The organism is Georgenia sp. Z1344 (assembly GCF_049856295.1).
In the GTDB taxonomy this organism is placed as follows: domain Bacteria; phylum Actinomycetota; class Actinomycetes; order Actinomycetales; family Actinomycetaceae; genus JB111.
Genome location: NZ_JBNDMZ010000004.1, coordinates 205,291 through 229,112, shown reverse-complemented (window position 1 = coordinate 229,112; position 23,822 = coordinate 205,291). Strand labels below are relative to the sequence as shown.

The window sequence follows — 23,822 nt, the reverse complement described above, 5'->3', positions numbered from 1 at the left end:
CCGGGGCCGCGCGAGCAGCTCAGACCGGGGGCCGCGCGAGCGACCGTGCCCGTGACGGGGCGGAGGCTGCCCGCCGGGTCGTCGTCGTCGGGCGTGGGGGTGCCTGAAGAACCGGACAAACGGCAGCGGGACGCCCGGAACTGGCCCCGGAGGGGGACGATGGGGGTATGGCGGACTCCGCACCCCCCGAGCCCCTCCTCGACACCGCGCGACCGGCGATCACGGACCCGTCCGTCCGTGAGCCGGCCGAGATCGCCGACCTCCTCGGCGTCGACCTCGAGACCGGCCTGAGCGATGCCGAGGCGGCCTCCCGCCTCGAGGCCGAGGGGCCGAACGAGCTGCGCGGCACACCGCCCACGCCCTGGTGGCGCACGCTGCTCGCCCAGCTGCAGGACCCGCTCATCTACCTCCTGCTCGTGGCGATCGGGATCTCGCTGGTCGCGTGGATCGCGGACGGTGCCTCGGGCGCGCCGGTCGACGCGATCGTCATCGCGGCCGTGGTCGTCCTCAACGCGGTCATCGGCTACAGCCAGGAGGCGCGGGCGGCCGACGCCGTGGCCGCGCTCGGCCGCATGACCGCCGCGACCTCGACCGTGCTGCGCGAGGGGCGCCTCGTCGACGTCCCCTCCGCCGAGCTCGTCCGCGGGGACGTCCTCGTCCTCGCCGAGGGCGACCAGGTCGGCGCGGACGCCCGGGTGCTGACGGCCACCGCGCTGCGCATCCAGGAGGCCTCCCTCACCGGGGAGTCCGAGGCGGTCGAGAAGTCCGCGGCGGCGCTCGCGGAGCCCGGCCAGATCGGCGACCGCACGTCGATGGTCCACAAGGGCACCGCCGTGGCGCAGGGGGTGGGTCGCGCGGTCGTCACCGCCACCGGCATGGGCACCGAGATGGGCGCCATCGCGGACATGCTCGACCGCACCGAGTCCGAGCCGACCCCGCTCGAGCAGGAGATCGCGGGCGTCTCGCGGACGCTGGGGATCATCGTCGTCGTCATCGCGGTCGTCGTCATGGCGGCGATGCTCCTCGTCAACGGGATCGAGACCTCCGACGACCTCGTCGGCACCCTGCTCCTCGGCGTCTCCCTCGCCGTCGCCGCGGTCCCCGAGGGCCTGCCCGCGATCCTCTCCCTCGTCCTCGCCATCGGCGTGCAGCGGATGGCGTCCCGGAAGGCGGTCGTCAAGGAACTGCACTCGGTCGAGCCCCTCGGCTCCGCGACCGTCATCTGCTCCGACAAGACGGGCACCCTGACGAAGAACGAGATGACGATCGAGCAGGTCGTCACCGCCTCGGGGACGATCGAGATCACCGGGGTCGGCTACCGGCCCGAGGGCGAGGCCGTCCTCGACGTCGCCTCCACCGCGGCCGAGCACGAGGCGCGGCTCCTGCTCAGCGCCGGCTCGCTCGCGAACAACGCCCAGCTCGCCGAGACCGGCGGCGAGTGGCAGATCCAGGGCGACCCCACCGAGGCCGCGTTCCTCGTGGCCGCGCGCAAGTTCCCCGGCGTGACCGACGAGGCGGGGCGGTTCACCCGCGCCGCCGAGGTCCCGTTCACGTCCGAGCGGAAGAAGATGTCCGCCCTCGAGGTCGACGAGGACGGCCGGCGCGTCCTCATGAGCAAGGGCGGACCCGACGTCCTGCTCGCCGACTGCACGCACGTCCAGGTCGGGGACCAGGTCCTCCCCCTCGACGAGAAGAGACGGGCCGACGCCCTCGCCGACGTCGAGTCCCTCTCCGCGCAGGCCCTGCGCACCCTCGGCGTGGCCTACCGGGCCGAGGGTGCGGACCTGGCCGACGGCACGGACGCGATCGACGACGACGCCGAGCACGACCTCGTCTACCTCGGCGTCGTCGGCATCATCGACCCACCCCGTCCCGAGGCCGCCGTCGCGGTGCGGGAGGCCCACCGGGCCGGCGTCCGGGTCACGATGATCACCGGCGACCACCCCGCCACCGCGAGCCGCATCGCCGCCGACCTCGGGATCGCCGAGCCGGGCGCGGCGGCGGTCACCGGAGCCGAGCTCGCGCGGATGGACGACGAGGCGCTCGGTGCGATCGTCGAGGAGACCCGCGTGTTCGCCCGGGTCGCGCCCGAGCACAAGCTGCGCATCGTCGACGCGCTCCAGGCGCGCGGGCACGTGGTCTCGATGACCGGCGACGGCGTCAACGACGCCCCGGCGCTGAAGTCGGCGGACATCGGGGTCGCCATGGGGATCACCGGGACGGAGGTGACGAAGGAGGCGTCGACGATGATCCTCGCCGACGACAACTTCGCCACGATCGTCGCCGCGATCCGTCAGGGCCGCGTCATCTTCGACAACATCCGCAAGTTCCTGCGGTTCCTGCTCTCGTCCAACCTCGGCGAGGTCCTCACCGTGTTCCTCGGGGTGGTCCTCGCCGGCGTCATCGGCCTCACCGACGGCTCCGGCGGGACCGTGGTGCCGCTCCTGGCCACCCAGATCCTGTGGATCAACCTCGTCACCGACTCCGCCCCGGCGCTCGCCCTGGGCATGGACCCCGAGATCGACGACCCGATGGCGCGTCCCCCGCGCCGGCCCGACGACCGCATCCTCGACCGCGGGATGTGGGCGGGGATCCTCTTCGTCGGCGCCGTCATGGCCGTGGTCATGCTGACGACGATCGACATGTTCCTGCCCGGCGGGCTCATCGAGGGATCCGACAGCGTCGAGGTCGCCCGGACGGCCGGGTTCACCACGCTCGTCCTCGCCCAGCTGTTCAACGCTCTCAACTCCCGCTCGGCGACGAGCTCGGCGTTCCACCGGATGTTCGTCAACCCGTGGCTGTGGGGCTCGATCGTCCTCGTGGTCGTCCTCCAGGTCCTCGTCGTCGAGGTTCCGTTCCTCCAGACGGCGTTCGGCACCGCGTCGATGGACCTCGCCCACTGGGCGGCGTGCACCGGGATGGCGGCGCTCGTGCTCGTCGCGGTCGAGCTGCGGAAGCTCGTTCTGCGGGTCAGCGCTCGATCTCGCCGCGGATGAACGCCTCGACGTCGGCCCGGGCGGCGGTGTCCTCCCGCTGCTCGGGCGGCGACTTCATGAGGTAGGCGCTCGCCGCCAGCAGCGGGCCGCCGATCCCGCGGTCGAGGCCGAGCTTCGCCAGCCGGAGCGCGTCGATGACGATGCCGGCCGAGTTCGGCGAGTCCCACACCTCGAGCTTGTACTCCAGGGACATCGGGGCGTCCCCGAACCCGCGGCCCTCGAGCCGGACGTACGCCCACTTGCGGTCGTCGAGCCAGGCCACGTGGTCCGAGGGGCCGATGTGGATGTCCCGCGCCGGCAGGTGACCGGCGATGTTCGACGTCACGGCCCGGGTCTTCGAGAGGCGCTTGGACTCGAGCCGCTCGCGCTCGAGCATGTTGCGGAAGTCCATGTTCCCGCCCACGTTGAGCTGGAACGTCCGGTCGAGCCGGATCCCGCGCTCCTCCAGCAGGCGGGCAAGCACCCGGTGCGTGATCGTGGCACCCACCTGGGACTTCACGTCGTCGCCGACGATCGGCAGCCCGGCGTCCGTGAACTTCTGCGCCCACTCGGGGTCCGAGGCGAGGAAGACGGGCAGGGCGTTGACGAGTGCGCAGCCGGCGTCGATCGCGGCCTGCGCGTAGTGCCGGGCGGCCTCCTCCGAGCCGACGGGCAGGTAGCAGACGACGACCTCGGCGCCGGCCCCGCGGAGCTCGGCGGCGACGTCCACCGGAACGGCGTCGGACTCCTTGATCGTCTCCCGGTAGTACCGCCCCAGCCCGTCGAGGGTGGGGCCGCGCAGGACCTCGACCCCCGTCGGCGGGACGTCGGCGAGGCGGAGGGTGTTGTTCTCGGACGCGCCGATCGCCTCGGCGAGGTCGGCGCCGACCTTGCGGGAATCGACGTCGAAGGCCGCGACGATCTCGACGTCCCGGACGTGGATGCCGCCGAGCTCGACGTGCATGAGGCCGGGCACCGTGCCGCGGGGATCGGCGTCCGCGTAGTACCGCACGCCCTGGACGAGGGAGGAGGCGCAGTTGCCCACCCCGACGACTGCCACCTTGACCACGACGGGACCTCCACCCTTGTTGCCTCCGACGACGGTAACCGGGCCCCGGCGCCGCGATCGACCGCATTCCGGCCGATCCGGTGTGGTGCCGCGCACGGCGCGGCCGGGCGCCCCGTGGCACGCGGGTGGCGGGGCAGGACCCGCGCGATCGTCGTCGTCGGGCCGTGTGATCGCGCACAGCCGCGCGCGCGGGAACGGGAGCGAGCTCCATACTGTTGAGCTCACGTCACGACGAAAGGTTGGCGCGGATGTCGAAGGACACCACGGGCACCGCACGCCGGGCCCCCGAGGACAAGGGTCGCGTGCCGGTGTGGCGACGCATCCTGTTCTGGCTGGTCGGCCTCTTCATCGCCGGGCTCGCCGGTGCCGCCGGCCTGTTCGTCGCCGCCTACGCCTCGATCGACGTCCCCGCCCCGGACGACTTCGCCCTCGCGGAGGGCACGACCGTCTACTACGCCGACGGCGAGACCGTCATGGGCCGCTTCGCCGAGTACGACCGCAGCTCGGTCTCCCTCGACGACGTCCCGGACCACGTGACCGAGGCGATCATCGCGTCCGAGGACCGCCGGTTCTACGAGAACCCCGGCGTCGACTGGCGCGGCATCGCGCGCGCCCTGTGGAACAACATCCAGGGCGAGGCGCGGCAGGGTGGCTCCTCCCTCACGCAGCAGTACGTCGAGCGCTACTACACGGGGACCACGACGTCCTACATCGGCAAGTTCGAGGAGACGATCCTCGCCCTGCGGATCGACCAGGAGCAGTCCAAGGACGAGATCCTGCAGAACTACATGAACACCATCTACTTCGGCCGCGGCACGTACGGCGTGCAGGAGGCCTCGATGGCGTACTTCGGGCACGGCGCCTCGGAGATGACGATCAGCGAGTCGGCGATGCTCGCCGGGATCATCCCCAGCCCGTCCGCGTGGGACCCGGCCAACGACCCGGAGCGGGCCGAGCAGCGGTTCGAGCGCGTCCTCGACCTCATGCTCGAGGACGGGTGGATCACCGCCGAGGAGCACGCGGCCGCCGAGTTCCCCGAGGTCGTCGAGCCCGAGGCGAACGAGACCTACGCCGGACCCAACGGGTACCTCCTCGCGATGGTGCGCGACGAGCTCGTGGCCCAGGGCGACCTCACCCTCGACGAGATCGACACCGGTGGCTACGACATCGTCACCACCATCGACCAGCGCAGCCAGCAGGCCGCGATCGACGCCGTGGGGAACCTCCCGGAGGACCGGCCGGAGAACAACCACGTCGGACTCGTGTCGATGCGCCCGGAGTCCGGCGCGATCGTCGCCCTCTACGGCGGTCCGGACTTCGTCACCGACGCGCGGAACTCGGCCACTCAGGACCGCGCCCAGGCCGGCTCGACGGCGAAACCCTTCACCCTCGTGGCCGCCATCGAGGCCGGCGTGTCCATGGACGAGCGGTTCCCGTCCTACTCGCCGATGGAGGTCGAGGGCTACGACGTCCCGGTCAACAACTACGACTGGCACGACCGCGGCTACATCACCCTGCGCGAGGCGACCGCGCAGTCCGTCAACACGACGTACGCCCTCGTCAACCAGCAGGTCGGCCCGGAGACCATGGTGGACGTGGCGACACGCGCCGGCTGGTCGGAGGAGACGCCCGGCCTCGTGCCGACCGTGTCCAACGTGCTGGGCCCCGCGTCCCCGACGACGCTCGACTCCGCCCGCGCCTACAACACGTTCGCCGCGCGCGGCGTGCGGCACGAGCCGTACATCGTCGAGGAGGTCGTCGACCGGGACGACAACCGGATCTACACCGGCGGCGACGAGGGCGTGCGCGCCTTCGAGGAGGCCGTCATCGACGAGGCCACCTACGCGATGGAGTCCGTGCTCGAGCCCGGCGGCACCGGCGCGACGGCCGGCGAGATCGGGCGGCCCGCGGCCGGCAAGACCGGGTCGTCCAACGCCTACCGGTCGGCGTGGTTCGCCGGCTGGGTCCCCCAGCTGACGACCGTGGTGAGCATGTACCAGGTCGGCGAGGACGGCACCGAGGAGGAGCTGACCGGGTTCGGCGGCGTCGACCTCGTGGCCGGCGGGACCTTCCCCGCCCAGATCTGGCGCGACTACATGATGGTGGCGACCGAGGGCATGCCCGTCGTCGACCTGCCCGAGCGGCCCGACCCGGACGACCTGCCCGGCTCGCAGGGGTGGTCCGACCAGACGCCGACGCAGGCGCCCGACCCGACCGAGGCCCCCACCACGGAGGAGGAGACCACCACCGAGGAGGAGTCGACGACCGAGGAGGAATCCACCACGGAGGAGGAGACCACCGAGGAGCCGACGACGGAGGAGCCCACCACCGAGGACCCGACAACCGAGCCGCCGCCGGAGCCCACTCCCGAGCCGACGCCCGAGCCGACACCCGAGCCGACGACGCCGCCCTCGACCCCGCCCGGCAACGGCGGCGGCAACGGTGGCGGTAACGGCGGCGGCGGGAACGGCAACGGACGCGACCCCGGCGCGGGCGACGGCGGCTGAGGACGCCGGACGCGGGGTGACCCGCGTGCCCGGGGTGAGTGCCGCCGTCGGGCGGTGATGCTCCCGGGGTGAGTGCCGCCGTCGGAGGTGACGGGCGGCACCAGACCTGCCTCTCCACGGGGTGCCCGGAGCGGGTACCGTTGACGGTCGGCCCCGGTACGCACCGGGGACACGCATGACCCTCCTGTCACGGAGAGACCGTGACCGCCCAGTCCGAAGGAGGTGGGGATACCCATGCGGCAGTACGAACTGATGATCATCCTCGAGCCGGAGGTCGACGAGCGCACCGTCGCCCCGTCGCTCGACAAGCTGCTGTCGGTCGTCACGACCGGTGGTGGCACCGTGGACACGATCGACATCTGGGGCAAGCGCCGGCTCGCCTACGAGATCGACAAGCGCACCGAGGGCATCTACGCGGTCGTCGACATGACGACCACGCCCGAGGTCGCCAAGGAGCTCGACCGCCAGCTCGGCCTCAACGAGGCCGTCCTGCGCACGAAGCTCCTGCGCCCCGACGCCAACTGATCCGACCGACAGCCCCCGTACCGACAGCCACCGTCAGGAGCTCTCATGGCAGGCGACACCATCATCACCGTGGTCGGCAACCTCACCGCCGACCCCGAGCTGCGGTTCACCCCGTCGGGGGCTGCGGTCGCGAACTTCACCGTCGCGTCGACCCCCCGCACGTTCGACCGCCAGTCGAACGAGTGGAAGGACGGCGACACGCTGTTCATGCGCTGCTCCGTCTGGCGTGACGCCGCGGAGAACGTGGCGGAGTCGCTGACCAAGGGCATGCGCGTCATGGTCCAGGGCCGGCTCACGCAGCGGTCCTACGAGACCCAGCAGGGCGAGAAGCGGACGGTCGTCGAGATGCAGGCCGACGAGGTCGCACCCTCGCTGCGGTACGCGACCGCCAAGGTCACCCGCACGCAGCGCGGTGGCGGCGGAGGCGGCTTCGGCGGCAACCAGGGCGGCGGAGGCGGCTTCGGTGGCGGCGGCAACCAGGGGGGCGGCTACGGCGGCAACCAGGGCGGCGGCGGCTACGGCGGCGGCAACCAGGGCGGCCAGGGCGGTGGCTACAACGGCCCCGCCGGCGGCAGCCCCGAGGACCCCTGGGCGACCCAGGGCGGCGGCACGGCGTTCCCGAACGACCCGCCGTTCTGATCGATCACCCGCCGAGCTGATCGGCGGACCGCCGCGGGTGCGGCGGACACACACATTCCACGAAGGGCGCTCGCGCGCGAGAGATGCGCGTGAGGGCCGGTACTGATCCACGAGGAGAACCCCATGGCGAAGCCCGTACTTCGCAAGCCGAAGAAGAAGGTCAGCCCGCTCAAGGCTGTCAAGGTCGGAAAGATCGACTACAAGGACACCGCGACCCTGCGGAAGTTCATCTCCGACCGCGGAAAGATCCGCTCGCGCCGCGTCACCGGCGTGTCCGTCCAGGAGCAGCGCCTCATCGCGAAGGCCGTGAAGAACGCCCGCGAGATGGCCCTGCTGCCGTACACCGGCGCCGGTCGCTGAGGAAGGGGATCGAGATGGCAAAGCTGATCCTCACCCACGAGGTCACCGGTCTCGGTGCCGCGGGCGACGTCGTCGAGGTCAAGGACGGGTACGCCCGCAACTACCTCGTCCCGCGCGGTCTCGCGACCCGCTGGACCAAGGGCGGCCAGAAGCAGGTCGACCAGATGACGTCCGCGCGCCGCACGCGTGCGATCGCCACCGTCGAGGAGGCGCAGGCCACGCGCGACCGCCTCCAGTCGGGCCCGGTCACCGTCAGCGTCCGCGCCGGCGAGGCCGGTCGTCTGTTCGGCGCCGTGTCGAGCGTCGACATCGCCGAGGCCGTCGTGGCCGGCGGCGGGCCGCAGCTCGACCGCCGCAAGATCGAGATCCCGGCGCCGATCAAGTCGCTCGGCGAGCACCGCGTGCAGGTCCGCCTGCACGAGGACGTCTCGGCCAGCCTGGTCGTCGAGGTCGTGCCCGAGGCCTGATCCTCGGTCGGCCTCGCGGGTCCGGTCATAGAGACCTGGTCCCGACGAGATCCACCTGTCCGACGCCCCCGGAACCCGCGCGGTTCCGGGGGCGTCGTGCTGTCACACGAGGGCGAGGCGGGTGGCGGCCGCCGCCGCGAGGCCGAGCGCGACGTCGAACGTCACGTTCCAGCCCATGCTCACGCGCTCGGCCTGACCGGGCGTGACCGCGCGGCGCATCATCACGGTGAGCGCCGCGGTCTGGACGGCGCCCGAGAACGCTCCCACCAGCGTGGCGGCGACGACGAACCGGACCGGGTCGTCGTCGGCCACCGCCCAGGCCAGCGCGCCCGCCACCGCGACCGCGGCGACCAGCAGCGTCCCTGCCCCCGACCAGCGGTCCGCCAGCCACCCCGCGACCGGCCGACCGACCGCCACGGCTCCCTGGACGCTGAACGCGGCGACCACGGCCGCCGTCCCGCCGCCGGCCTCCGCCAGGGTGCCCGCGGACGTGAGCATGAGCCCGTAGGCGATCACGGCGAGCGAATGGATCACCAGGGTGGGGGCGACGACGCCGAACGGCCCACGCCGGCGGGGGTGTGCGTCGTCGTCGGCGTGGACGGAGCGCGGGCTGCTGCCGGGATCGTCGGAGTGGACGGAGCCGTCGCGGTCATCCTCGGCGACGCGGGACCGGGCGGGTGGTTCGTCGTCGGAGAGGTAGGTCGTCGCGTCCCCGACCGCGAGGGACGCCTCGGTCTCCGGCGCGGGCCCGGTGCCGGAGCGGGGGAGCGTGGGGACGTGGTCGGTGGGGGCGTCGGTGAGGCCGGGGCGGCCGTGCTCGCCGATGCGCCGCGCGAGGGCCACGGGGACGAGCCCGAGCGCCGTGACCAGGGCGCCACCGGCCGCGACGCCGACGACCCCGACGCCGTCGGCCAGGGCGAGCGCGGCGGGGGCGGCGACCGTCGCGCCGACGGCGGAGGCGAGGCCGTAGATGCCGAGGGCCCGGCCGGCGGTGCTTGCGTCGGCGAGCTCGCGCACCCAGGCCGCGCTGGTCACGACGAACACGCCGAACCCGAGGCCCGTGAGGACGAGGCCCGGCCAGCCGCCGGCAAGCGGGAGCACGGCGAACCCGAGGGCCATCGAGGCGAGCCCGCCGCCCACCGATCGCGAGCGCACGCGCATCCACCGGCCGAGCACCGTGACGAGGGGCTGCACCGCGATGACGCAGGCCATGAAGACGGCGGTGCGGGTGCCCGCGGAGACGCCCCCGCCGGCGAGCGCGACCGGCGCCGAGGTGTACAGGCCGTAGAAGGTGCCGAAGCCGCAGGCCGACGCGATCGCCACGAAGATGACGGCGCGCAGGTCGGGGCGCTCGAGCCTCGTGCGTCCACCGGTGGTCATCCGGCCAGGGTGCCCGACGGGCCGGCCGCGATCAGGTGATCGCCCGGCGACGTCCGTCACCGCCCCTCCCCGAGGACCATCCACCGGGTCCCGCGCGAGCGCAGGTAGGTGGTGACGGCCCGCGCGCCCATGAACACCCCGGCGAAGGCCACCCACAACCAGACGAGGCCCCACGTCCCGCCCGGGCCGAACGCGGCGACCGCCCACGCGGCCGGCAGGTAGACGACGAGCGTGACGATGCCGGACACGGCGAGGAACGGCCCGTCGCCGGCGCCCATGAGGATGCCGTCGAGGATGTAGACGAGCCCGGCCAGACCCATGAGGGCCCCGACGACGACGAGGCACCACACGGCCGCCGAGCGCACGTCGGGGTCGGCGGAGAAGATGCGCACGAGGAGCGGGGAGCTGGCGGCGACGACGATCCCGATGACGATCCCGGCGAGGATGCCCCAGCGCAGGCAGCGGCCGACGAGGCGGCGCACGGCCCCGGCGTCGCCGCGGCCGAGCCCCTGCCCGACGAGGGCCTGCGCGGCGATCGCGACGGCGTCGAGCGCGAACGCGCACAGCGACCAGATCGAGCTCGTCACCTGGTAGGCCGCGAGGCGGGCCGGGCCGAGGGCGGTGGCCACGGCGACGGTCACGAGGATCGCGGCCCGCAGCGAGAGGGTGCGGACGAAGAGGGGGAGGCCGGCGCGCGCGGAGGCGAGGACACCGAGGCCGGAGGGGGCGAGCGGGACGTCGTGGCGCCGGGCGCCGCGAACCACCACGGCCGCGAGCGCCGCGCCCATCCCGAGCTGGGCGATCGCCGTGCCGAGGCCGGAGCCGACGATCCCGAGGCCGGCGCCGTAGATGAGGATCGCGTTGAGCACGGCGTTCGCGACGGCTCCACCGGCGGCGACGTACAGCGGCGTGCGGGTGTCGAGCAGGCCGCGCAGCGTCCCGGTGGCGGCGAGCACGACGAGCATGCCGGGCAGCCCGAACGCCGACGCGCGCAGGTAGGCCACCGCCTCGGACGCCACCTCGCCGCTGCCGCCGAGCGCGCCGACGAGCCACGGCCCGGCCAGCAGCAGGACCACCGCGAGCACCACGCCGAGCCCGACGGCGAGCCACATCCCGTCGATCCCCGCCCGGATCCCGCGGCCCCGCTGGCCGGCCCCGACGAGCCGGGCGGTCGCGGCCGTCGTGGCGTACGCGAGGAAGACGCAGACCCCGACGATCGTCGTGAGCACCGCCTGCGCGATCGCGAGCCCGGCCAGCGACGCCGTCCCCAGGTGGCCGACCATCGCGGAGTCGATGATGAGGAGCAACGGTTCGGCGATCAGCGCGCCGAGCGCGGGGAGCGCGAGGCGGAGGATCTGCCGGTCGACCTCGCGCGGGGTCATCTCCGGCCCGACGCCGGAGCCCGGGTCCGCGGACATCTCTCCTCCTCGGGCGCTCGCCGGCCGGTACCCGGGTCACCGTAGGTCGGCCCCGGGGGCGGGGCGACCCACGCCCGCAGGGCGGGCGCCCGGACGGGCCGGCTTCCCTGCTCACGACTGGCCGGACTTCCTCCGTCCACACGACACGCCCGACTAATTCCGTCCACACCCTGTGCGGGGAGGGGTGGCGTCGTCGTGCGTCCCGGGGCTCCCCGGCGCCGGTCATACCCACACCTTTGTCCACAGCTGTGCACAGGCTCACGGTGTTGGTCCACAGGCCGTCCACGGATGTCGGCCGGTTCGTGCACAGTGTGGGTTTGGCGACGGGGGAGCGGCCCCGTAGCGTCGCCTGGCCGGGCGTTCGACCGGGCACGAGAAGGAGCGAGCGTGGCAGAGGATCCGGGCGCAGCACGGGCCGACTTCGACCGGACCCCGCCGCAGGACGTCGCGGCCGAGCAGTCGGTCCTCGGCGGCATGCTGCTGAGCAAGGACGCGATCGCGGACGTGGTCGAGGAGGTCCGCGGCGTCGACTTCTACAAGCCGGCGCACGCCCTCGTGTACGAGGCCGTCATCGACCTGTTCGGGCGCGGCGAGCCCGCCGACCCGGTGACGGTCGCCGCCGAGCTCACCCGCCGCGGCGAGATGACCCGCGTGGGCGGGGCGCCGTACCTGCACACCCTCGTCTCCTCGGTCCCGACGGCGGCCAATGCGGGCTACTACGCGCGGATCGTGCGCGAGCAGGCCGTGCTGCGCCGGCTCGTCCAGGCGGGCACCCGCATCGTCCAGCTCGGCTACGCGACCGACGGCGGCGACGTCGAGGAGATCGTCAACTCCGCCCAGGCCGAGGTCTACGCCGTGGCCGACCAGCGCAACGCGGAGGACTACCGCCCGCTGCGCGAGCTGGTGGACCCCACGCTCACCGAGCTGCAGCGCATCGAGTCCAAGACGGGCGACGACGGCGCCGTCCCCACCGGCTTCGCCGACCTCGACGGCCTGACGAACGGCCTCCACCCGGGCCAGATGGTCATCATCGCGGCGCGGCCCGCCATCGGTAAGTCGACCCTCGCGCTCGACATCTGCCGCAACGCCTCGATCCGCAACAACCACGCGTCGGTGATCTTCAGCCTCGAGATGGGGCGCACCGAGATCACCATGCGGCTCCTGTCCGCCGAGGCCGGCGTCTCGCTCAAGCACATGCGCGAGGGCTCGATGCGGCAGGACGAGTGGGAGCGGGTGGCCGGCGCGGCGAGCCGTTCGTCGTCGGCCCCGTTGTTCGTCGACGACAGCCCGAACATGTCGCTCATGGAGATCCGCGCCAAGTGCCGGCGGCTCAAGCAGAACCACGACCTCAAGCTCATCGCCGTGGACTACCTCCAGCTGATGAGCTCGGGCAAGCGCGTGGAGTCGCGGCAGCAGGAGGTCTCGGAGTTCTCGCGTGCGCTCAAGCTCCTCGCGAAGGAGCTCGAGGTGCCGGTCATCGCCGTCGCGCAGCTCAACCGTGGACCCGAGCAGCGCGGCGACAAGAAGCCGATGATGTCCGACCTGCGCGAGTCGGGCTCGCTCGAGCAGGACGCCGACGTCGTCATGCTCCTGCACCGCGAGGACGCCTACGAGAAGGAGCACCCGCGGGCCGGCGAGGCGGACATCATCATCGCCAAGCAGAGGAACGGGCCCACCGGCACGGTGACGGTGGCCTTCCAGGGGCACTACTCGCGCTTCGTCGACATGGGGCGGTGACCGAGGGCCGGCAGCGTCGACGTCATCGGACGTCGAGTCGGTGCGGGATCGCGTCGCCGGCCGGACGGTAGGGCGTGAAGCCCATGGCCGCGTAGTAGGACAGGGCGGGCGGGTTGTCGGCGCCGATGGTGGCGTCGATGTGACGGAGTCCGGTGGCCCGGGCAGCGGCAAGGGTGGTGACGAAGAGACGGCGACCGAGACCGCTCCGAGCGGCGTCGGGATGGATGTGCGTGCCGATGATCCCCCACCCCACGGTCACGTCGTAGGGGTTGCCCGGCCACGCCCGAGTGAGGGACTGGAAACCGACCACCAGGCCATCCCGCTCGGCGACGGTGCACGCGACCACGTGCTCGAGCTCGAGGTAGCGCTCGCGAACCGACGCGACGTCGACCGGGCTCTCCCGGAGGCCCGCGCGATGGATCGCGTTCTGCACCTCGGTCATGTCCTCGGCGTCGGAGGGCCGTGCCGGCCGGATCGTGGTCATGGGTCCATCGTGCGCGGGCCCGGCAGTCGGGCCAAGCCGAACGCGTCGCGGCTCCGGCGTGCGCCCCGGAGTCGTTCCGACCCGGCCCGGCGGAATTCCCGGTCGACGGCCGGATTTCTCACAGCAGTGCGCGGCGGCCGAGGATCGCGAGCCGGACCGGTCGTTGCGACGATGGATCTCGGAATCTCGCGGGCTCCAGACCCGAGCCACGTGAGCCCGAGACCGGAAGGGGCGACCCGTGACAGACATACCCGCGCAGGCCGGCGTGATCGGCGAGTGGTTCTCCTCGCGCTCGGGGGAGATGGTCTCCAGCCTCATCAACGTCGTCATCATCCTCCTGGTGGCGATCATCGCGCGCGCCGTCCTCGGCCGGGTGATCATGCGGCTCGCCGAGCGGATCGTCCAGTCGCGGCAACAGCTGGACCGGGCCGCGTCCAACGCCAGGCGCAAGGTCGCCAGGCCGGGCACCGACGAGACCGCTCGCGTCCGTCGCCAGCAGCAGCGGGCGCAGACGATCGGTTCGGTGCTGCGCAGCATCGCCTCGTTCGTCATCTTCGGCGTGGCGTTCATGATGATCCTGGGCGAGTTCGGGATCAATCTCGCTCCGATCCTGGCCAGCGCCGGCGTGGTGGGTCTCGCGATTGGCTTCGGCGCGCAGAGTCTGGTGCAGGACTTCATCTCCGGCCTGTTCATGATGTCGGAGGACCAGATCGGCGTCGGTGACGTGGTCGACGTCGGGGACGCCGTCGGCACGGTCGAGGAGATGACGATGCGGATCACGAAGATCCGCGACCTCGACGGCAACGTCTGGTACGTGCGCAACGGCGAGATCCGGCGGGTCGCCAACATGAACCAGGACTGGGCGAACGCGCTGATCGAGATCCCGCTCGACTACTCGGTCGACCTGCCCCGGGCGAAGCAGGTCATCGAGAGCGGGTTGGAGGAGTTCGCCACGGACCCGGAGTTCGCGGCCGAGATCCTCGACGCCCCCGAGGTCAGCGGCGTGACCGCCATCGGGAACGGCGCCGTGACGATGCGGATGATCATCAAGACCCGGCCCGGCTCGCAGTGGGCGATCGGCCGCGCCGCCCGCGCCCACCTCAAGGTCCGGTTCGATGAGGAGGGGATCCAGGTCGCGGTGCCGATGTTCCCGCAGAGCGGGGCCGGGGCGACCAAGCAGGGGTGATCGCGGGGCGTCACGGCACGGACACCTTCCCTGCCGTGCCCGACGCCGTCGGCACGACCGGATTTCGCTGGCGCCGCCCCTCCGGCCCGGCGACGATCGGAGCATGACCGACACCCCCTACCCCCTGCGGACCGACCGGCTGACCGTGCGCATGGTGGCCGAGCGGGACGTCGACACGCTCACGGCCTACCGCAACGACCCTGAGGTCAGCGCGCTCCAGGACTGGGACCTGCCGTACCCGCGGGAGCGGGCCGAGCGGCTCGCGGCCGCCCACGCGGACCGGACCGACGTCGTGCCCGGCGGCGGCACGCAGCTCGCGATCGAGGCCGGGGGCGAGCTCGTCGGCGACCTCTACGTCGGCCTCGACGCGCACTCCGGGATCGCCGAGATCGGGTTCACCCTCGCGACGGCGCACCAGGGCAAGGGGTACGCCGGCGAGGCCGCGTCCGCCGTCGTCGACGACCTCGTCGACCGGGTCGGCGTCCACCGCCTCGTCGCCGAGCTCTCCCCGGAGAACCGCGCCTCGGCCCGGCTCCTCGAGCGGCTCGGCATGACCTTCGACCACCTCGCGGAGAAGTCCTTCTGGTGGCGGGGTGCGTGGGACGACAACCTCCACTACTCGATGACCGCCGACGACCGCCGGGCCTGGCGCGACCGCCCGCGCACGCCGCCGGAGACGGTCCGCCTCGTCGAGCTCGACCACGAGAGCGTCTGGACCTACCGCCGGCTGCGCACGCACCGCACCCAGGAGCGCTTCGTCGCGAGCGTCGACCAGTCCTTCACCGACGCGCTCTTCCCCGAGCCGGAGGCCGGCCATCCCGTGGTCCCGTTGCTGCGTGGCATCGAGGCCGACGGCGAGCCCGCCGGTTTCCTCATGTGGGCGGACGCCGTCAACGACGGCACGCCGGACCCCTACCTGTGGCGCTTCCTCGTCGACCGCCGCCACCAGGGGAGGGGCATCGGTCGGCGCGCCCTCGAGGCGTGGACCGCGGAGCTCCGCGCTGCCGGGCACACGGCCGTCGAGACGAGCTGGGTGCAGGCCCCCGGCGGGCCCGAGCCGTTCTACCTGGCCGCCGGCTTCGAGCTCACCGGCGAGTACGACGACGGCGAGGCCGTGGCCCGGCTGTCCCTCTAGCCGCTCGTCGGGGTGGCCCGCCCCTGATCGCGCACTGTCGCCCACCGGTCCGCGCGACAAGCCGACCGGCGCCTACCCGCCGCGCAGCACGTCGACGTGCACGTGGTCGAGGTGCCGCAGGATCTCGTTCGCCGGTTCGGGTGCGTCGTAGGGCTGCCACCGCCCGCGCCGGCTGTGCGCGCTCCAGATCCGGTCGTCGAAGATGACGTACTGGATGTCGAGGGTGTCCTCGTGCGCCACGAGCCAGTGCGCGAGGATCCAGCCGCGCCGGCGGTTCTCCTCGGACACCGGCTGGAAGAAGACGTCGATCGCACGGCCGTCGTTGTGGGTCGACTCGCCGGCGCGCTGCACCCCGCCTGGCGCGAACCCGCCGAGCACCTGGTCCCCGAACACGTCCGTCATCGCGTCGAGGACCTCCTGGGCCCGCGGGGTCAGGCCGGTGTCGGTGATCTCCTCCTCCGGCAGGTCGTCGGCCGCCGAGCCGCGGCAGCTGAGGCTCGGTCCGGCGTCGTCGGCCGGTCCGGTGGCGAGGAGCTCGAGCACGGTGTCGTCGACGTCGGAGGTGTCGGGCGCTTCGATCGTCGGACCGTCCTGGGCACCGACGGCGACCGCGGTCGTCGCGCGTCGCGCCTGGTCGCGGGTGAGCTCGACCTCCCCGTCCGGCGTCCGCACGACGCACTCGGCACTCTCGCCAAGAACCGGTACGCCCTCCTCACGCAGGTACTGAGAGACACGCGGGGCAAGGACGACCACGGCCGTGACAACCAGGACGAGCACGACGGCGAACGCCCACCCTCGCCCCGGCCCGCCCGCCCGGGGCGCCTTGCGGTCGCTGTCCGGCCCGTCGGTCACGCCCTCGAGTCAACCATCGGCGCCGGAGTGGGAGGGGAGGGGTTGACGCGCGGCGCGGTGGCTCATAGTCTTCCCAAATCGATTCATGCCAAATCGATTTGAGTCCATCCGCTCAGGTCCCGGTCCAAAGGAGAACCGCATGACCCGATCAGCAGAGGTTCGTACCCCGCATCCCGTCGACGAGATCCCGCCCGCCCGCAAGATCATCCCGTTCGGCCTCCAGCACGTCCTCGTCATGTCGGCCGCTCCGATCTCGTCGGTGTTCCTCGTCGGCGCCAGCCTGCAGCTCGATCCGGACCTCATCGTCCAGCTGCTCAGCATCACGTTCGTCTTCTCGGGGATCGGCTCGATCATCCAGTCGATGGGCCGCTGGGGGTTCGGTGTCCGCCTGCCGTTCATGATGCTGCCCGGTGGTGCGCCGGTGGTGATGTTCATCGCCATCGCCTCCGAGCACGGGCCGGCGACGGCGACCGGCGCGGTGCTGCTCACCGCGGTCTTCTACTTCATCGTGCTACCGGTGTTCAGCCGCATCATCAAGTTCTTCCCGTCCCTGGTGATCGGCACGATGATCGTCATCGTCGGCGTCAACCTCATCCGCATCAACGCGCTGCTCATCACGGGCCAGCCCGACTCCGACGCGTTCGGCGACCCCATGGCCATCGGCCTCGGCGTCATGACGATCGTGCTCATCGTCCTGCTCTTCCGGGTGCTGCGCGGCATGGTGCGCCAGCTCGCGGTGATGATCGGCCTGGTCACGGCGACCGGCATCGCAGCCCTGCTCGGACAGGTGGACGTCCCCGACCTGTCCGGACCGGTCGCCACCGTGCCCGAGCTGTTCCCGTTCGGCCGCCCGGAGTTCGACCTGCTCGCCTCGGTGCCGCTGCTGATCTTCGCCCTCGCCTCGATGGCGGAGGCCACCGGCCAGACCGCGATCAACGCGGAGATCGTCGGCAAGAAGATCGACATCACCAAGGCGGCGCCCCGCACCATCCGCGCCGACGCGCTCGTCTCGCTCTTCGCGGGCATGTTCGGCACCTCGCTCATGGTGACGAGCGGCGAGAACATCGGCATCGTGCGGGTGAGCAACGTCAAGAGCCGCTTCGTCACGGCGGCGGCGGGTGTCATCCTCATCGTCATCGGACTGATCACCCCGGTCGCCCGGATCATCTACGCGATCCCTGCCCCCGTCGTCGGCGGGACCGGCGTGGTCGTGTTCGCGATCCTCACCGTCATCGGCCTGCAGATGCTGGGCCGCTCCGACCTGGGCGACCAGCGGAACATGCTCGTCGTCGCCGCGGGCCTGAGCTTCGGGCTGCTGCCGATCGTGGTGCCGGGTGCGTACTCCGGCCTGGAGTCCACCCTCGGCAGCATCCTCTCGAGCGGTGTCGCCATGGGCGCCCTGGTCGCGGTGCTCGTGAACATCCTGTTCAACCACATCGGCCGGTCGCGCTCTGCCGACGCCGACGAACCGGGCGCGAGCACCGATGACGCGCCCGACGACGACGCACCCCGCGGCGGGCAGGCGGACGAGCGTGCCCACGCCGATCTCCCCGACCACGACGAGGCGCCGACGCATGCTGAAGCGGAGGCCTCCGACCCCGGGCGGTCGAACCCGCGCACGACCGCCGAGCACGACCCACGTCCGCGCACGACCAGCCGCGCAGACCACGACTCACATGGAGGAACTCCGTGACCGACCGCGTCGACCTCGCCGACCTGCACGAGCGGCCCACCGTTCTGCTCCCGGAGCGCACGCTCCTGCACGACGGCATCCGCACGGGTCAGGGCGTCCTCGTCGCCGACGGGCGCGTCGCCGAGGTCGGGGAGGCCGATGTGGTCCAGGAGCGCCACCCGGGGGCGGCCGTCGTCCGACTCCCGCGCCGGCTCCTCATGCCGGGGCTCGTCGACGCCCACCACCACCTCACCCAGTCCTTCGGGAAGTCCCTCGTCTTCGGGGAACCGTCCGAGATCTTCCGCCGGGTCTGGGTGCCGATGGAGGCGCACCTGGACGAGGAGGCCATCGACGTCGCGACCCGGCTGGCGGCGTGGGAGTCGCTCCGGGGCGGCTTCACGACCGTCGCGGACGCGGGGACCAGAGCCACGGTGGACGGCGGGGTCGAGCGGCTCGCCGAGGCGGCCGGCGCGGTCGGCGTGCGCTGCGTGCTCGGCACCATCTGCAACGACCTCGTGGGCGGCGAGCGGGTCGCGGAGGTCGACGACGTCCTCGCCGCCGCCGGCGAGCACCTCCACAAGTGGGAGGGGCACGACCTCGTCCAGCCCTCGCTCGCCGTCTCGATCCCCGAGGTGGCCTCCGACGAGATGCTCACCCGTGTCACCGCCCTCGCGCGGGAGGCCGGTGTGACCTTCCAGACGCACCTCAACGAGCACCTCGCCGCCGTCGAGCGGTCCCTGGAAGCCACCGGGATGCGTCCGCTCGAGCGCCTCGCGCACCTCGGTGCGCTCGGTCCTGAGCTGCTCGCCGCGCACACCACGCTGCTGACTCCGCGCGAGATCACCCTCCTGCGCGACTCCGGGGGAGCGATCTCCTACAACCCGGTCGCGAGCGCGTGGAAGGGTAACGCGGTGGCTCCGGCGCTCCTCATGCACGAGCTCGGCGTACGGGTCGGGCTCGGCACCGACGGGACCCGGGGCGACGCGTTCCGGATGCTCGACGCGGCCGAGACCGCGCAGCGACTCGTCCACGGGCTCCCCTCGGGCGACTCGTCCGTGGGCGGCGGGTGGACGTGGCTCGAGCGCGGGCTCACGGGCGGTGCCGACGCCGTGGGGTTGGCCGGCCAGATCGGCGAGATCTCGGCCGGTGCCCACGCCGACCTGCTCGTCCTCACGCTCGACGTCCCTGAGCTCGTCCCGTCGTGGGACCTGCCGTGGGAGCTCGTCCGGCTGGCCGGTCGCGACCAGATCGAGTCCGTCGTCGTCGGGGGTCGTCTCCGGGTCCGTGACGGCCGGCCGCTCGGTGTCGACGGCGACGCGCTGCTCGACCGGGCGCGCGAGATCGCCGAGCGCGCGGTCGAGCGGGCGCCGATCCACAAGATCCACCCGTTCTCCGCGGACCACCGAGCGTCGGGTCAGGTCGCCCACGCATGAGCGAGACCGCGTTCGTCGTGTCCGCGGTCACGATCCTCGTGGCCGCGTTCGTCCAGGGCTCCACGGGGATGGGCTTCGCGCTCGTGGCGGCGCCGGTGATCGGCCTCGTCGAGCCGCGGCTGATCCCGGTGCTGCTGCTCGTGCTGATGATCCCGCTCAACGCCTACGTCGCCTGGCGCGAGCGGGAGCACCTGGACTGGCACGGCGTGCGGTGGATCAGCGCGGGACGGTTCGCGGGGACGTTCGCCGGGCTGTGGATCCTGGTCGTGGTGACCGAGCACCAGCTCATGCTCCTCATCGGCTGGTCGACGATCATCGCCGCCGTCGTCGCACTCCTCGCCCCCGCGTTCGACCCCAATCGGACCGGCCTGGTCAGCGTCGGCCTCATCACCGGCGTCACCGAGACCTCGACCGGCGTCGGGGGACCGCCGTTGGCGCTCGCCTACCAGCACAAGAGCGGACCGACCCTGCGCGCCACGGTCGCCGTGTGCTTCCTCGTGGGAGAGGTGATCTCGCTCGTCGTGCTCGGTATCGGTGGGCAGATCGAGCTCGGCACGCTCGGGATGAGCGCCGCGCTCGTGCCGTTCGTGGGCATCGGGGCGTTCGTCAGTCGCTGGGTGCACCACCGTCTGGACGGCAAGCTGCTGCGGATGATCGTGCTCGTGTTCGCGATCGTCTCCGGGATCGTCGTCCTCCTCTGAGCGGGGGTAGCCTGCGAGCACCGTGACCAGCTCCCCCGCCCAGAAGCGACCGACGATCGCCGACGTCGCTCGCGTCGCCGGGGTCTCGCGGACCACCGTCTCGCACGCGCTCAACGACCGCGGCCAGGTGCACGCCGGCACCCGCGAGCGCGTCAAGGAGGTCGCGGCCTCGCTCGGCTACCGGCCCAGCGTCCGCGCCCAGCGTCTCCGCTCCGGCCGGTCCCGTGCGATCGCCCTGCTGTCCTCGATGCCGACGGCGGTCTCCGCCGGCCCGGCGCGGCTCGGCTTCTTCACCGAGCTGGCCGTCGGCTGCGCCGAGAACGCCCTCCTGAGGGGCTACAGCCTCGTCCTCGTCCCGCCGTCGGAGGACCCGGGCGCGCTCGGCCTCCTCGACATCGACGGCGCAATCCTCCTCGAGCCGCCGGCCGACGACCCGCTCGCGACCGAGCTCGCCCAGCGCGACATCCCCTTCGTCACCATCGGAGAGGACCTGGACGGCGCCGGGTCCGGCCGCTCGGTGGACCTGCGCCACCACGACGTCGCCGACCTGCTGCTCGCGCACCTGACCGAGCGGGGGGCGCGGACGATCGGCCTCCTCGTCGGGTCGAGCGGGCGCCAGTCCCAGGAGGTCTTCCGCTCGCTCTACCTCGAGCGTGCCGAGGCGTCGGGTGCTTCGCCCGCGATCGCCGTCGCCGACGAACGGGGCGGCGAGCAGGCCGGCTACGAGGCCGCGCGCTCGCTCCTGCGCGAGCGCCCGGACCTCGACGCGTTGTGCGTGCCGATCGACGCCTTCGCCAGTGGTGCCGTCGCGGCCGCGGGCGAGGCGGGGCGCACGGTGGGGGAGGACCTCCTCGTCGCCACCCGCTACGACGGCATCCGGGCGCGGTCGGCCCGACCGCCGCTCACCGCCGTGGACCTCCACCTCGGCGACGTCTCCCGGGTCGCCGTCGACCTGCTGCTCGCGGAGCTCGACCGCGCGGACGGCGGCGACGCCGTCGGCGCCGTGAGCGCGCGCGCCATCCCCGCGCCGGTGCTGCTGCCCCGGGCCTCCACGGGGACCGGGCCTGTCAGCGATAGACGTCCGAGCGGTGCTCGATCGCGGTGATCGTCACCCGGTCATCGATGCGGTAGATGATCCGGTAGTCACCGCGGCGGGCGCTGTGCAGTCCTTCGAGCGTGAAGCGCAGCGCCTTGCCGACCCGCTGAGGATTGACGGCGAGGGGTCCGTAGATGAACTCGATGGCTGCCGTCGCCACCTTCTCCGGCAGTCGTTGAAGCGCGCGCCGGGCGGAAGGGGTCCACGCCACCTCGTACTGCTCGGACATCAGGGCCGAAGCGTCGCGAGGATGTCGTCCTTCGACAGCACCTCGGCCTCGCCCGCAGCAATCTCCTCCAGGCTGTCCCGAACCTGGGCGAGGAGCTTCGGACGGCCCGCGATCTCCAGCGTCTCCTCGAGCGACGCGAGGTCAACGGTGCTGATGACGACTGCTGCAGGCTTGCCGTGCCGCGTGATCACGACGCGGTCGTGCTCCCGTTCGACCTGGTCGACAACCTCGGACAGGCGGTTCTTGACGTCGCGCAGAGCCATCGCATCATCGATAGTCATAGCCACAAGTGTAGCCACACGGAATGTGTGACGACAGGGCGCCCGCCTACCGCTCGGCCTCGTGCTCGGCGAGCAGCTCGGCCGGCACCAGCGAGGCGCCGACCACCCCGCTGAGCAGCAGCGGGTCCACGGGCTCGCCGCGGCGGAGCACGCTGATGGTCCCGGTCGGCTCGAACGTCACCGCCGCCACCTGCCCGTAGTGGCTGATACCGGCGAGCCGGAGCCGGGACTGCAGCTCCCCGGGCAGCACGTGGCACTTGCGCATGTGCTCGTCGATCACCTGCGAGCCGGCCATGAGCAGCACGGGCCGCGCCACGAGCGCCCGGTTCCCGCCACGCAGGTGGCGCACGAGGCCGACGAGCGCCTGCATCGAGATGAGCGTGAGCAGCGCGACGATCCCCCCGGCCAGCACGGGTGCCTCGCCCAGTGCGGCGCGCCCGATGACCGACCCGAACGCGATGACGGCCACGAGGTCGAAGCTCGACATGCTCGACAGCACCCGCTGCCCGAGGACCCGCACGAGCAGAACCATCGCGAGGTACATCCCCGCGGTGGCCACCGCCACCGCGAGCGCCTCGGTCGGGGTGATGAACAACAGGTCGCGCACAGGTCCTCCGTCGACTCGCCCGGGGCTCGGACTCCCGCTCCCGTCGCCCGCGACGCGGCGTCCCGGCCCCCTTCCTGCCCGACATCATGCCTCCGGTCCGCGCCGGGGGACCGCCGCCGGAGGACACCACGCCCGACGACGACGATCGACCCGCCCCCGACCACCGTCGTCGCACGGCGCGCGCCCCGCCGTCCGTGCCACGCTGGCGCCATGGGTGCGAACGCCTCGACCGTCCATGCGCTGTCCGTCCCCGGCTCCCCCGACCGCGAGAACGAGGACGCGTCCTGGGTGGGCGAGCGCGTCGTCGTCGTGGCCGACGGGGCGGGACTCCCGAAGGAGTTCCGCGCCGGCTGCGAGCACACCGTCGCCTGGTTCTCCCACGCGCTCGCGGAGGCGTTCGGCTCGATCCTCGAGCGCGGGGACTCCTCGATGACCGACTCCCTCGAGGCGGCGCTCGCCGACGTCCGCGACCGGCATGCGACGACGTGCGACCTCGCGTCCGGATCACCCAGCGCGACCGTGGTCGCGTGGCGCATCGGGGACGACGACGTCGAGTGCCTCGTCCTGTGCGACTCCTCGATCGTCGTCGTGCGTGAGGACGGCCCGCTCCACCTCACCGACGACCGTCTCGACCAGCTCGTGCACCGCCTCGCCGCCGACCGCGAGGAGGCAGCGAGGGTCGCCGCCGCGGGCGGAACGCCGGCCCCGATCCCCCGCGCGGCCGACCTGCTCAACACGCCCGGCGGCTACTGGGTGGCGAGCCACGACCCGGACGTCGCGCACCGCGCGCTCGTCACCACCGTGCGCCGCGCGGAGGTCCGCCACCTCGTTGCGGCCTCGGACGGCGCGACCCGGTCCTTCCTCGAGGTCGGCACGCACACCCTCGAGGAGTTCGCGCGCGAGTGTGCGGCCGGACGCCTGACCGAGCTCCGTGATGCCGTCCGGGCCGCCGAGACCGCCCGCACCGACGTCGCGCCGGGGGAGAAGCGCCACGACGACCTCACGGTCGTGTCGACCGCCGTGTAGGTGAGGAGACCCGGCCCGGGTGCGGGTCGGAGCGACGTCCCGG

The 23,822-nt window shown here is 72.6% G+C and carries 22 protein-coding genes; 14 read left to right on the top strand and 8 right to left on the bottom strand.

The annotated features are described in order from the left end of the window. Positions 1-167: 167 nt before the first annotated feature. Positions 168-2,996: a cation-translocating P-type ATPase gene (locus ACPYO6_RS06060; protein WP_425714001.1), complete on the top strand. Its 2,829-nt coding sequence runs from the start codon at positions 168-170 to the stop codon at positions 2,994-2,996. Here ACPYO6_RS06060 and ACPYO6_RS06055 read toward each other — a convergent pair. Next, on the bottom strand, positions 2,971-4,044 hold the full coding sequence (locus tag ACPYO6_RS06055) for an inositol-3-phosphate synthase (protein ID WP_425714000.1): 1,074 nt from the start codon (positions 4,042-4,044) through the stop codon (positions 2,971-2,973). The two genes, ACPYO6_RS06060 and ACPYO6_RS06055, sit on opposite strands and share 26 nt — an antisense overlap. 248 nt (positions 4,045-4,292) lie before the next feature. Between ACPYO6_RS06055 and ACPYO6_RS06050 the strand changes: the two genes are divergently transcribed. The 5 genes from ACPYO6_RS06050 (at position 4,293) to rplI (ending at position 8,542) form a co-directional block, all read left to right on the top strand. Further along, entirely contained in the window at positions 4,293-6,551 is a 2,259-nt protein-coding gene (locus ACPYO6_RS06050) for a transglycosylase domain-containing protein (protein ID WP_425713999.1), read from the top strand. A gap of 234 nt (positions 6,552-6,785) precedes the next feature. After that, entirely contained in the window at positions 6,786-7,076 is a 291-nt protein-coding gene (gene rpsF, locus ACPYO6_RS06045) for a 30S ribosomal protein S6 (protein WP_425713998.1), read from the top strand. Positions 7,077-7,121: 45 nt separating this feature from the next. After that, positions 7,122-7,715: a single-stranded DNA-binding protein gene (locus tag ACPYO6_RS06040; RefSeq protein WP_425713997.1), complete on the top strand. Its 594-nt coding sequence runs from the start codon at positions 7,122-7,124 to the stop codon at positions 7,713-7,715. Between the two features lie 123 nt (positions 7,716-7,838). Continuing rightward, positions 7,839-8,075, top strand: coding sequence for a 30S ribosomal protein S18 (rpsR, locus tag ACPYO6_RS06035; protein ID WP_425713996.1), 237 nt, complete (start codon positions 7,839-7,841; stop codon positions 8,073-8,075). Between the two features lie 14 nt (positions 8,076-8,089). Continuing rightward, positions 8,090-8,542, top strand: coding sequence for a 50S ribosomal protein L9 (gene rplI / locus ACPYO6_RS06030; protein ID WP_425713995.1), 453 nt, complete (start codon positions 8,090-8,092; stop codon positions 8,540-8,542). Positions 8,543-8,644: 102 nt separating this feature from the next. Here the strand turns inward: rplI and ACPYO6_RS06025 are convergent, their stop codons facing one another. After that, on the bottom strand, positions 8,645-9,922 hold the full coding sequence (locus ACPYO6_RS06025; protein ID WP_425713994.1) for an MFS transporter: 1,278 nt from the start codon (positions 9,920-9,922) through the stop codon (positions 8,645-8,647). A 56-nt stretch (positions 9,923-9,978) separates the two neighbouring features. Continuing rightward, entirely contained in the window at positions 9,979-11,340 is a 1,362-nt protein-coding gene (locus ACPYO6_RS06020; protein WP_425713993.1) for an MATE family efflux transporter, read from the bottom strand. Positions 11,341-11,727: 387 nt separating this feature from the next. Here ACPYO6_RS06020 and dnaB point away from each other — a divergent pair, with 387 nt between their 5' ends. Beyond that, complete coding sequence (gene dnaB, locus ACPYO6_RS06015) at positions 11,728-13,077, top strand: replicative DNA helicase (RefSeq protein WP_425713992.1); 1,350 nt, start codon at positions 11,728-11,730, stop codon at positions 13,075-13,077. 22 nt (positions 13,078-13,099) lie between these two features. Here the strand turns inward: dnaB and ACPYO6_RS06010 are convergent, their stop codons facing one another. Next, entirely contained in the window at positions 13,100-13,561 is a 462-nt protein-coding gene (locus ACPYO6_RS06010; protein WP_425713991.1) for a GNAT family N-acetyltransferase, read from the bottom strand. A gap of 238 nt (positions 13,562-13,799) precedes the next feature. Between ACPYO6_RS06010 and ACPYO6_RS06005 the strand changes: the two genes are divergently transcribed. Then, positions 13,800-14,747, top strand: coding sequence for a mechanosensitive ion channel family protein (locus ACPYO6_RS06005; RefSeq protein ID WP_425713990.1), 948 nt, complete (start codon positions 13,800-13,802; stop codon positions 14,745-14,747). A gap of 103 nt (positions 14,748-14,850) precedes the next feature. Further along, a complete protein-coding gene (locus tag ACPYO6_RS06000) occupies positions 14,851-15,882 on the top strand; it encodes a GNAT family N-acetyltransferase (protein ID WP_425713989.1) in 1,032 nt (343 codons plus the stop codon). Positions 15,883-15,954: 72 nt separating this feature from the next. Here ACPYO6_RS06000 and ACPYO6_RS05995 read toward each other — a convergent pair whose 3' ends face one another. Beyond that, positions 15,955-16,734: a hypothetical protein gene (locus tag ACPYO6_RS05995; RefSeq protein WP_425713988.1), complete on the bottom strand. Its 780-nt coding sequence runs from the start codon at positions 16,732-16,734 to the stop codon at positions 15,955-15,957. Positions 16,735-16,873: 139 nt separating this feature from the next. On the opposite strand from ACPYO6_RS05995, the gene ACPYO6_RS05990 reads away from it, so the two are divergent. The 4 genes from ACPYO6_RS05990 to ACPYO6_RS05975 are packed head-to-tail and all read left to right on the top strand — an operon-like array spanning position 16,874 to position 21,645. Next, positions 16,874-18,427: a uracil-xanthine permease family protein gene (locus ACPYO6_RS05990; protein ID WP_425713987.1), complete on the top strand. Its 1,554-nt coding sequence runs from the start codon at positions 16,874-16,876 to the stop codon at positions 18,425-18,427. Then, entirely contained in the window at positions 18,424-19,839 is a 1,416-nt protein-coding gene (locus ACPYO6_RS05985; protein ID WP_425713986.1) for an amidohydrolase family protein, read from the top strand. Before ACPYO6_RS05990 ends, ACPYO6_RS05985 begins: the two co-directional genes overlap by 4 nt. Further along, positions 19,836-20,540 carry a sulfite exporter TauE/SafE family protein gene (locus ACPYO6_RS05980; protein WP_425713985.1) on the top strand — a complete coding sequence of 235 codons (705 nt, stop codon included), beginning with the start codon at positions 19,836-19,838 and terminating at the stop codon, positions 20,538-20,540. The genes ACPYO6_RS05985 and ACPYO6_RS05980 overlap by 4 nt, the downstream gene beginning before the upstream one ends. Positions 20,541-20,562: 22 nt before the next feature. Continuing rightward, the gene (locus ACPYO6_RS05975) at positions 20,563-21,645 is read left to right on the top strand and encodes a LacI family DNA-binding transcriptional regulator (RefSeq protein ID WP_425713984.1); all 1,083 of its coding nucleotides are present in this window, start codon (positions 20,563-20,565) and stop codon (positions 21,643-21,645) included. Here the strand turns inward: ACPYO6_RS05975 and ACPYO6_RS05970 are convergent. The 3 genes from ACPYO6_RS05970 to ACPYO6_RS05960 form a co-directional block, all read right to left on the bottom strand. Beyond that, entirely contained in the window at positions 21,608-21,865 is a 258-nt protein-coding gene (locus tag ACPYO6_RS05970) for a type II toxin-antitoxin system RelE family toxin (protein WP_425713983.1), read from the bottom strand. The genes ACPYO6_RS05975 and ACPYO6_RS05970 overlap by 38 nt on opposite strands. Continuing rightward, positions 21,865-22,128: a type II toxin-antitoxin system Phd/YefM family antitoxin gene (locus ACPYO6_RS05965; RefSeq protein WP_425713982.1), complete on the bottom strand. Its 264-nt coding sequence runs from the start codon at positions 22,126-22,128 to the stop codon at positions 21,865-21,867. The genes ACPYO6_RS05970 and ACPYO6_RS05965 overlap by 1 nt, the downstream gene beginning before the upstream one ends. A 64-nt stretch (positions 22,129-22,192) precedes the next feature. After that, on the bottom strand, positions 22,193-22,753 hold the full coding sequence (locus ACPYO6_RS05960; protein WP_425713981.1) for a DUF421 domain-containing protein: 561 nt from the start codon (positions 22,751-22,753) through the stop codon (positions 22,193-22,195). Positions 22,754-22,963: 210 nt separating this feature from the next. Here ACPYO6_RS05960 and ACPYO6_RS05955 point away from each other — a divergent pair, with 210 nt between their 5' ends. Next, positions 22,964-23,779, top strand: coding sequence for a protein phosphatase 2C domain-containing protein (locus ACPYO6_RS05955; protein ID WP_425713980.1), 816 nt, complete (start codon positions 22,964-22,966; stop codon positions 23,777-23,779). Positions 23,780-23,822: the final 43 nt, after the last annotated feature.

Excerpts from the sequence above, each read along its gene's own strand:
- ACPYO6_RS06060 (WP_425714001.1), top strand. The coding sequence starts at position 168 with ATGGCGGACTCCGCACCCCCCGAGCCCCTCCTCGACACCGCGCGACCG.
- ACPYO6_RS06050 (WP_425713999.1), top strand. The coding sequence starts at position 4,293 with ATGTCGAAGGACACCACGGGCACCGCACGCCGGGCCCCCGAGGACAAG.
- rpsF (WP_425713998.1), top strand. The coding sequence starts at position 6,786 with ATGCGGCAGTACGAACTGATGATCATCCTCGAGCCGGAGGTCGACGAG.
- ACPYO6_RS06040 (WP_425713997.1), top strand. The coding sequence starts at position 7,122 with ATGGCAGGCGACACCATCATCACCGTGGTCGGCAACCTCACCGCCGAC.
- rpsR (WP_425713996.1), top strand. The coding sequence starts at position 7,839 with ATGGCGAAGCCCGTACTTCGCAAGCCGAAGAAGAAGGTCAGCCCGCTC.
- rplI (WP_425713995.1), top strand. The coding sequence starts at position 8,090 with ATGGCAAAGCTGATCCTCACCCACGAGGTCACCGGTCTCGGTGCCGCG.
- ACPYO6_RS06025 (WP_425713994.1), bottom strand. The coding sequence starts at position 9,922 with ATGACCACCGGTGGACGCACGAGGCTCGAGCGCCCCGACCTGCGCGCC.
- ACPYO6_RS06020 (WP_425713993.1), bottom strand. The coding sequence starts at position 11,340 with ATGTCCGCGGACCCGGGCTCCGGCGTCGGGCCGGAGATGACCCCGCGC.
- ACPYO6_RS06010 (WP_425713991.1), bottom strand. The coding sequence starts at position 13,561 with ATGACCACGATCCGGCCGGCACGGCCCTCCGACGCCGAGGACATGACC.
- ACPYO6_RS06000 (WP_425713989.1), top strand. The coding sequence starts at position 14,851 with ATGACCGACACCCCCTACCCCCTGCGGACCGACCGGCTGACCGTGCGC.
- ACPYO6_RS05990 (WP_425713987.1), top strand. The coding sequence starts at position 16,874 with ATGACCCGATCAGCAGAGGTTCGTACCCCGCATCCCGTCGACGAGATC.
- ACPYO6_RS05980 (WP_425713985.1), top strand. The coding sequence starts at position 19,836 with ATGAGCGAGACCGCGTTCGTCGTGTCCGCGGTCACGATCCTCGTGGCC.
- ACPYO6_RS05970 (WP_425713983.1), bottom strand. The coding sequence starts at position 21,865 with ATGTCCGAGCAGTACGAGGTGGCGTGGACCCCTTCCGCCCGGCGCGCG.
- ACPYO6_RS05965 (WP_425713982.1), bottom strand. The coding sequence starts at position 22,128 with ATGGCTCTGCGCGACGTCAAGAACCGCCTGTCCGAGGTTGTCGACCAG.
- ACPYO6_RS05955 (WP_425713980.1), top strand. The coding sequence starts at position 22,964 with ATGGGTGCGAACGCCTCGACCGTCCATGCGCTGTCCGTCCCCGGCTCC.